The sequence below is a fragment of the Wolbachia endosymbiont of Drosophila seguyi genome (assembly GCF_028981765.1).
Classification (GTDB): Bacteria; Pseudomonadota; Alphaproteobacteria; order Rickettsiales; family Anaplasmataceae; genus Wolbachia; species Wolbachia pipientis.
Map to the genome: position 1 here is coordinate 1 of NZ_JAPQLM010000184.1, position 9,353 is coordinate 9,353.

The 9,353-nt window shown below is 36.6% G+C and carries 8 protein-coding genes; all 8 read right to left on the reverse strand.

From position 1 onward, the window contains the following. Positions 1 to 451: 451 nt before the first annotated feature. Entirely contained in the window at positions 452 to 1,087 is a 636-nt protein-coding gene (locus tag OZD62_RS05015) for a membrane protein (protein WP_010962341.1), read from the reverse strand. Positions 1,088 to 1,215: 128 nt separating this feature from the next. Beyond that, positions 1,216 to 3,732: a leucine--tRNA ligase gene (gene leuS / locus OZD62_RS05020; protein ID WP_275019563.1), complete on the reverse strand. Its 2,517-nt coding sequence runs from the start codon at positions 3,730 to 3,732 to the stop codon at positions 1,216 to 1,218. Positions 3,733 to 3,744: 12 nt separating this feature from the next. Further along, the gene (locus OZD62_RS05025) at positions 3,745 to 4,341 is read right to left on the reverse strand and encodes a murein hydrolase activator EnvC family protein (RefSeq protein ID WP_275019564.1); all 597 of its coding nucleotides are present in this window, start codon (positions 4,339 to 4,341) and stop codon (positions 3,745 to 3,747) included. 45 nt (positions 4,342 to 4,386) lie between these two features. Further along, a complete protein-coding gene (locus OZD62_RS05030; protein WP_006279880.1) occupies positions 4,387 to 4,713 on the reverse strand; it encodes a MerR family transcriptional regulator in 327 nt (108 codons plus the stop codon). Beyond that, entirely contained in the window at positions 4,713 to 5,018 is a 306-nt protein-coding gene (locus tag OZD62_RS05035) for an integration host factor subunit alpha (RefSeq protein WP_006279881.1), read from the reverse strand. Before OZD62_RS05035 ends, OZD62_RS05030 begins: the two co-directional genes overlap by 1 nt. A gap of 60 nt (positions 5,019 to 5,078) precedes the next feature. Next, positions 5,079 to 6,266: an MFS transporter gene (locus OZD62_RS05040; RefSeq protein WP_275019565.1), complete on the reverse strand. Its 1,188-nt coding sequence runs from the start codon at positions 6,264 to 6,266 to the stop codon at positions 5,079 to 5,081. Positions 6,267 to 6,960: 694 nt separating this feature from the next. Continuing rightward, complete coding sequence (locus OZD62_RS05045) at positions 6,961 to 8,463, reverse strand: leucyl aminopeptidase (protein ID WP_275019569.1); 1,503 nt, start codon at positions 8,461 to 8,463, stop codon at positions 6,961 to 6,963. Positions 8,464 to 8,559: 96 nt separating this feature from the next. Continuing rightward, entirely contained in the window at positions 8,560 to 9,201 is a 642-nt protein-coding gene (locus OZD62_RS05050; protein ID WP_275019567.1) for a protocatechuate 3,4-dioxygenase, read from the reverse strand. Between the last annotated feature and the right edge of the window lie 152 nt (positions 9,202 to 9,353).

The following is a 9,353-nucleotide window of genomic DNA, read 5'->3' on the forward strand; positions in this document are numbered from 1 at the left end:
TGATGCATCATTCTTTTTGTAAAAAACATTCCACACTTTCTCTCCACTTTTTCTGGGTAAGGTCATTTTTGCCTTGACCAAGAAAAAATTCAGCTATTGCCTTACTTTCTCTTGCAACAACTTCTTCCTTAACAATTTTTCCTTTCTCATCAACGATACTTATAAAAGTTTCTTTTAGTGAGATCGCTATAATATTCCATGAGACTGCTCCTACTAATAAAAGTTTAAATTATTTTTGAAGAACTTATTCTACTGAATTCGTTACTTCGTGCTAAAATAATGGACTCCATCATTCAACAGCAATTACAGTATGTTTACCCTTTTTCTTGTTATTTTTCTAATCTATAGCTAGCGTTCAAAACCATATTCGAAAATACGTTTTCGGATTTTTTTTAATGCTGTTTATTTCATCCTCAACATCGTCTCTACCTTTATGAACTAAGTAGCAGCATTAAAAATTATAACGTACCCCTATCTCTAGAGTTGCATCTGGTATTTGTTTTGCTTTTATACCACTTAGTTGCCCACCCATGGTCATACCAACTGCACCAATTATCTGCGGAGTAATTTCATAATCAACACCTAACTTTAGTTTATAGGAAATAGAACTCAGTATTTTATCTACTACAGATGAACCAGCAGCTTCACCACCTGATTCTGGAGCACCTTGTGTTTCTTCTTCCTTTTCTTTTTCTTCTTGTGAACTATTGCCATCACCATCAACTGTATCACTAACGCCAAAGCCAAAAGGTGTTATTTGGAGATATCCTCCTAAACCTCCGCTGACATATAGTTTAACGGGATCAATATCAAGGTCAGGATAGAAGCGGTAGTTTGCCAATAAGCTAGCTCCTATGCTCTTTAATGACTTAATATTACTGAGAACCTCAAGTTCAAATTTAGAGTTTTGGTCATAATGGTAACCAAGAACAACACCAGGTTTCATTTTAAAGCCACCACCCCAACCAGCACCAAAGTTTAAACCTGCATAGTACTTATCTTCTGACTTACTTGCACTATTACTAGCTGCACCTGCTAGAGATGAAGTAAGCAACACAGCCAAAACGCACAATCTCTTTATTTTCATATAACTCCTCATACAAAAAAATATATAATGCATAAGTATATATCCTTTATATTAAAAAAGATATAACTACATGTCAAAAAAAGTATAGCCATAAAATCAGATTATATAAAACGTACTACTCAGGTCTTTTATATAACTATATTTACTATCTTATTTGGTACAGCATATACAGTGCGAACTTTGCTTTGATCGATCTTACTGGACACAGAGTCTATCGCTATTTTCTTCAATTCTTCTTGAGGTAAGTTCATTGCCACCTTGATTGTTGTACGTAATTTTCCATTGATTTGCACTGCTATAGTTACCGTATCGTCAACTAATAATGATTCATCAGCTTTTGGCCAAGGTTGACCTCCTATTTCTTGCCATAGGCTTTCAGCTAGATGTGGTATGAATGGTTCGATTACTCTGATTAATATACATATACCTTCATCAATAAGAGATTTTCCAGTTTTTACGTCTATTTCAGCTATTAAATTCGTCATCTCACGAAATTTTGCCACTACACAGTTTAATCTGCAGTTTTCCAAGTCATCTGTAAGTCCGTGTAAGAGTTTATGAATTTTTTTTCTGTACTCTAGAAGTCCACCCGTAACATTTTCATTATCATAGTGTATATTTACAGGTCTTAGCTGCATGACCATACGCCACAATTTATTTACATAACGAGAACAACCTTCCACGCCATCATCGGACCATTCCATATCTTTCTCCGGAGGAGTGTCGGACAACACAAACAAGCGAGCAGTATCAGCACCATACTTTTCTATGATAAAGTTTGGGTCAACTGTATTCTTTTTTGATTTGCTCATTTTTTCAACTTTGCCCACTTGAACTTTTGCACCTCGCGCTATTAATTCTTTTGCTTCTGCGGGAAATAGCCACTTACCATTTTCGTCTTTATAAGTTGCATGGCAGACCATTCCTTGAGTGATTAAAGTAGAGAAAGGCTCTTTAATATCAAAATAGCCACATTTGGTTAAAGCACGGCAGAAAAATCTTGAATAAAGCAAATGCAGAATTGCATGTTCTATCCCACCTATATAATAATCAACAGGCATAAAACGATTACATGCATCTTTGTCTATTGATTTATCTTCACTACAGAATGCAGCAAAATACCAGGAAGATTCAAAAAAGGTGTCGAATGTATCAGTTTCACGCTCTGCTTGCTTTCCGCACTTTGGACAATCAACAAATTTCCAAGTTGGGTGCTTATCCAGCGGATTGCCACCACTTGTAAATTCTACATCTATTGGTAGAACTACAGGAAGGTCTTTTTCTGGCACTGGAACAGTTCCGCAATCTTTGCAATATATGATAGGTATAGGGCATCCCCAATAACGCTGCCTTGAAACTCCCCAATCGTGCAAACGATAGTTTATTGTTTTTTTGCCTATTTTTTTTTCTTCAAATTTTTTAACTATGGCTTCCTTTGCTTCACTAACCATTAATCCGTTTAAGAATTCGGAGTTAAACATTGTCCCGTCTCCAGTATACGCCTCCTTTGTCATCTGAGTAGCTTGACACTGGGATCCATTGTAAGAATTCTGGTCACGCGCTGGAATGACACCTAAGTGGGCTGAAGAAATAACGGGAATTATCGGCAAATTATATTTCTGTGCAAATTCAAAGTCACGCTGATCATGTGCAGGGCAACCAAAAATCGCGCCTTCCCCATATTCCATCAACACAAAATTCGCTATGTAAAGCGGCAATTCCTTATCAAGAAATGGATGTTTGACGTTTAATCCGGTGTAAACTCCTATTTTTTCATCGTTCTCTCTTTTTGATTTTATTTCCTGGATCCCAGTGTCAAGCACTGGGATGACAACAGAAGAACCATTCTTTAAATCCTGCACAATAGGATGCTCTGCTGCCACTGCACAAAAAGAAGCCCCAAACAAAGTATGAGGATAAGTTGTAAAAACTTTTAATTTCTTATTCAGGCCAACTACTTCAAACTCTATAGTTGCTCCTTCAGATTTTCCTATCCAACGCTCCTGCATTGTTTTGACTTTTTCTGGCCAATTTTTCAAACTTTGCAGGCACTTGAGTAAATCTTCAGCGAAATCAGTAATCTTTAAAAACCATTGGGACAACTTACGTTTTTCAACAACTGCACCTGATCGCCATCCTTTTCCATCAACCACCTGTTCATTTGCAAGCACTGTTTGGTCCACTGGATCCCAGTTAACCCATGACTCTTTTCGATAGGCAAGCCCATGCTTTAAAAAATCCAGGAAAAATTTTTGTTCGTGTTTATAATAGTCAGGTTCACATGTGGAGAGTTCACGCTCCCAATTATAAGAAAGACTTATAGATTTCAACTGTGTACGCATATTATCTATATTCTCTTTTGTCCATGTTTCGGGGCTAATATTGTTATCCCTTGCTGCATTCTCAGCTGGTAATCCAAACGCATCCCAGCCAATTGGATGCAAAACCTCAAATCCATTAGCTCTCTTGTAACGCGCTATCACATCCCCTATTGCATAGTTACGTAAGTGTCCCATATGAATTTTACCAGATGGATATGGAAACATTTCCAACACGTAACACTTTTCTTGTTTACCACTCTTGCTTACAGAAAAATCCCATTTATCTTGATAAAATTTTTCAACACTTTTAAAATCATATTTCATATAAATCCAAATTCAATTACAGTTCATATGCATCAAAGGATCAACCGCTTGGCCATTATGTCGTATTGTGAAACACATCTGTAGATCTTTATCTTGTGTGCTTGATTTACCTGCAGATCCAATTACTTGACCTTGCTTTACTTTATCGCCAATTTCAACATGTATGTTTTTTAAATAGGAGTACACAGTCATGTAATTATCTTTGTGTTCCACTATAATTAAATTCCCATACCATCTCAGCCCTTTGCCTACATATATCACTTTGCCTGGTGCAGAGGAAACTACGTTCGTTCCATTTTGAGCAGCAATTTTTATGCCATCCTTACACATTTCATCAGAAGAGGTAGCTGAACCTTTAACTGGCATTACAAATTTACAATTTACCCCCACATTTTGTGTATTATTGTTATCTTTGTATATCCTATTTATGATGGCTTTTCTACTTTCTTTTTGCACTGAAGGCTCCCTAATTAAATGGTACTCTCTTGTATATTCCAGATCTCTTTTTCCGTAAAATTCTTCGCCTTTAAGCAGCACAGGTGCAGGTTTTTGCAGGCCACAGCCTATTAATATTGCTAATAACATAAGAAATGAGGCTATATGCCACATTTTAAACTCTCACAAAACTCCAAAATTTTAGCGAGACGTAGTGTTTCACGCCTGCTTGTTACTTTCCTCGTTATTTATTTTACTAGTTAAATAGTCCCTCAAATCGGTGAGTTCTTGCAACAAATTCTTTGTGACTTTTATATCATTACCAAATTCTTTTTGCACTCCTTTTATTGTATATCCTTTATCATATAGCATGTATTTTACTTTCTTTATGGCCTCTATACACTTGCGATCATATAGCCTTCTTCCTTTACGCTTTGTAGGCTTAATTTGATGAAATTGACCTTCCCAAAATCTCAAAACATGCTGTTCCAAATGTAGCTCTTCAGCTACTTCCCCAATCGTATAAAATAATTTTTCCTTGTTCATTAATTATTGATTGATTTTTTTATAATTTTTGAAGGCCTAAAAGAAACTGAATTTCTTGCCTGAATCATCACTTTCTCCGATGTATTTGGTATATTTCCTGGTCTTTCCTTCTTTTTCTTAACCAAGAATGTTCCAAATGACGATATTTTTACTATTCCATCCTTTACCAAGCTTGTCTTTATTTCGTCCAATATATCATCTATTATCGAAACAGAGTCTTCCTTTGATAATCCTATTTCTTGGTTTATATCTCCAGCTATCGTTGCCTTAGTTACTGTTGTGTCTTTTGTTGTAACGTGATCCATTATTGATAAATATTACAATACGTAAATATAATATAGCAATCGACTCGAGATTCAGCTACTTTATTTTTTAGAGTATGTCTCTTTTGTTGCATAATTTAAAATACCGGCAACTATCAATATCGCAAATATTGCAAAAAGTTCCATTTTATGATCTGTAAAAAGTGCTGACATTGACACTATAACTCCACTGCCAATAAACATAAATCCATTGATAATGGATGATGATGTGCTGATGTATTTTCGTTTCACAATCTCGCTGCCGACAGTAAAATTAAGCATATGTCCTCCCGCAAAAAACCCGAACATTAACATACAAAAGTACACAACGTGGACTGTTAAATGGCTGTATAGTAAAATAATAATTGAGACGCCTTGCAATAAAGCAAAAGCAGAAATTACATGTTTCCTATTTTTAAATAAGTTTGAGATTCGATCTGCAATTGGAGCACCAACTGCAAGACCAAGCCATAGTATTGCAGTTGCTATACCTGACTCCATTGCATTGAGTTCTGAGTTGCCCAGTAACCTTGGAGCCCACAAGGTATTAAGTGCTAAAAATGTTCCAAAAGTAATAGCACCCACCACTGAAGTTATCCAGATATCTCTTAATTTTAGCACTGTTAATATAGAGCACATTACTGTCTTCATAGAGCTTTTTATTGTGCGCTTTTCTGAGCTGCTTTCTGGAAGTGTGTTTGGACAAAAAAGCGTAAGTACAAATATCAACACACCAAATAGTATTATGCATACAATCAGATTTTTCCAATATGCATCTTCGGCAAGCAAGTTAGAGAACAGTATTTGAATTACCAAAGCAGAAAGGCTTGAAATTGTCTGCACTAGTGAAAACATTAGTCCAAATTGGGCAGCGGAAAAACATATGCTACTTGTGTGAGCAGCACCAATAAAACCAAATGATGCTCCAGTTGCAATCAACACTTGAGACAAAATCAAATGGGAGAAATTGTCATTATTAATAAGGACAAAAAACCCCAAGATCATAGTTGATAACGAGAAAAAATAAATTTTTTTACTGGAAAAAACATTAAACGTTGCTCCACTAAAAAATTGTAAGATGGCGAAAGTCCAAGTATATGCTGAATTAGCCAGTGCAACTTGCGCGATTGTAAGTCCAAGTTCCTTTTCGAGATTTACACTTATAAAGGTATAAATTATCTGCATGTTGCTGAATATAACAACCAAGTTACTAATCAGCCAAATGAACCAAGCCTTAGCTCTGCTTTCCATAAGATTTATTTTGATAAGTAATCTATTAGAAATTTAACACTAAGTCTCTTTTTAAGCTATTGTTTCCTGACTACTGTTATAGCTAACCCAAAAAACGGTTTCCCTACGTCATGCCGCCGCGGTATCTCTTAGCCGCTAACAAGCAGCGGGATGACGATTGTCAGGGTGTCATCCCAGCGCCCCTATGATGTCATCCGAGTAGCCAACACTGGTTTCCATCCAAGACGGTGTCATTCCAGTGCTTGACACTGGAATCCAGACTTTAATTGTTATACTTGTAAATAATCTGGTGAAAATAAACGTTCATCTCAAAATGCAGTATTTTTGTTGAAATAGCTCAACTGGATCCCAGTGTCTGGGCACTGGGATGACACCATAGGAGGCTACTTGGATGACAAAAAAAGGAGCACTGGGATGACAGCAGTCCTACGTCATACCGCCGCGGTATCTCTAGATCCCGCTAACAAGCAGCGGGATGACGAGCTTATCGTCACGCCGCCACGAACCGTCATACCGCGATTCATTCGCGGTATCTCAGCCGCTAACAAGTAGCGGGATGACGGTTGTCAGGGTGTCATGAAAGTAGCTGACACTGGAATCCAGAAAAAAAGAAATATGTATCAGCTACTTTCATTTGCTGCGCCTCGAAAATAAACGTTCATGTAGCTAAGCCATAAATCCAGTATAAAGACCTTTAATCATTGGCTTCGTAGTACTTCTCAACCAACTTATTAAGTAACCTTACACCAAAACCTACTGCTCCTCTTGGACAAATGTCAGTACCTTTCTCGTGCCAAGCAGTGCCTGCGATATCTAAATGTGCCCAGCAAGTTTCATTCACAAAACGCTGTAAAAACTGTGCAGCCATTATGCTATCTCCACCAGAGCCTGCAGGAGCGATGTTTTGAACATCAGCAATCGGTGAATCAATAATTTTGTCATAAGTTTCATTCATAGGAAAACGCCATAACTTCTCATTTACTTCATTTCCTGCATCAATCAGACGGTTTGCTAATTCATCATTATTTGAAAAAAGACCAGCATATTCGTTATTTCCAAGTGCAACCACTATAGCACCAGTTAAAGTTGCAAGATCAATCATAAATTTTGGTGAGAATCTATCTTGCGTATACCATAAAGCATCTGCAAGTATGAGCCTTCCTTCTGCATCGGTGTTCAACACTTCTATTGTTTGTCCAGACATTGAAGTTACTACATCACTTGGTCTTTGAGCATTACCACCCACTGCATTTTCTGCAAGTGCGACCACACCGATCGCATTTACTTTTGCTTTTCGTCCTGCTAAAGCATGCATCACCCCAACCACAGTAGCAGAGCCTGCCATGTCATATTTCATTGACTCCATACCACGTGAAGGTTTGAGTGATACTCCACCAGTGTCAAACGTTATACCTTTACCAACAAAAGCTATAGGCTTTTGTTCTTTAGAAGCTCCATTCCATTTTATCACTACTAATTTTGGTTCTTTACTACTTCCTTGTGCAACTCCAAGCAAGGCTCCCATTTTTTTCTCTTCCATCTGCTTTTTATCAAGCACCTCGATTTCAAGGCTAAGCTTAGTAAGTTCTTTTTTTATATGATCAGCATAGGATTCTGGATATAGAATGTTAGGAGGCTCTGTTATAAAAGAGCGCGCAAGGAATATACTCTCACCTTCTTGCCTTAAGTGCTCAAATGATCTTTCAGCATTACTTAATTGTTCATCTTTTACTAATACGGTAATCTCCTCTACCTCTGTAATTTTCTCATCCTTTTTAGTTTTATACTTATCAAACTTAAAACTACGCAGAAACGCACCATATGCAACATTTGCTGCACTACCTTCGATTAAAACCGCTGCTTTTTTAATTTTTAATCTGCTTAGCTCACAATATATTTTACCACCAATATTTAATTCTTTATTTTCATTCCATTCATCCTTCTTACCCAGTCCAACAACTATAACATTTTTTTCTTCTGGCAAAGCAGTAGAGAAAAATTCACCAAAACTTCCATTGAAATCGCTAAATTGCTTTATATTATCTATGACCTGTTTTCCTTGCAAAACTCCGCCATCATTTACGGTTTCGTTGTCTTCAAATAAACCCATTACTATTGTTTTAAAATCGGGCGAAATTTTAGAAATTGTTATTTTCATTGCTGGTATCTCCGTTGCAAATAATTGTAAACTGTACATAAAACATAGCAAAAACATCAGTAAGATATTTTTCATATACATCCTAAGTACAATAACACTTAAGTTTACTATGGACTCCCTTACATGCAAGGTTTTTTATCTTTTATTAGAGAACTTATTATATCCGCCCAAGGTAATGTTAAACGTATAGGTTTTTATGACCTGATCACTGTAAGTAAATGGTGTTATGAGAAGGCTTGCAAGCCCATTACTAACAAAATCTTCAAGAACAGGATCAGCGCAATTATCGCAATTATGGTCAGCAAAAAACATTTGCGTTGTGAATTCTGGAAAATCCGGATGTTGAACTAGAAAGTTGATATGTGGAGCTCTATCACCAATTTTACCAGGTGCTATCGTAATAAAATTATAATAGCCAAGATTATTCACTACAAACCTTCCTGATCCAGCAAAATTCAGATCATCCTCTATATTCTTATCGTAATGGTTCACGCCGCGTGAATTCGCGTGCCATATAGAAACTACAGCATTTTGTATTGGTAAGCAGTTTATATCAGTAATTCTACCCACTATGTGCATTAATTCCCCTATTGCACTATTTGGAGAACCAGGTTTCCTTCTTAAATTGTTTGAAGAGCTAAAATTTTTTGGCCTTGCATCAAGGTCATATATTTCCGGAGTTTTAATGCAGTTGAGCAAAACAGGATCAGCTGCAAATAGCGGCAAACTGAATATCATTTGTACTAAAAGTGCTAACAAGATATTTTTCACATTCATTTCATTTATAATAGACTTCTTGCATAACCATATAACAAACTTTTATTGGAAATAGAAACGAAAAAACTTGCTTGACACCCTTCGCCAGCCCCCTTATCATGAAACTGAAGGTATTCAGTTATCTTCATCTGTGCAGATTAAACAGCAAGAAA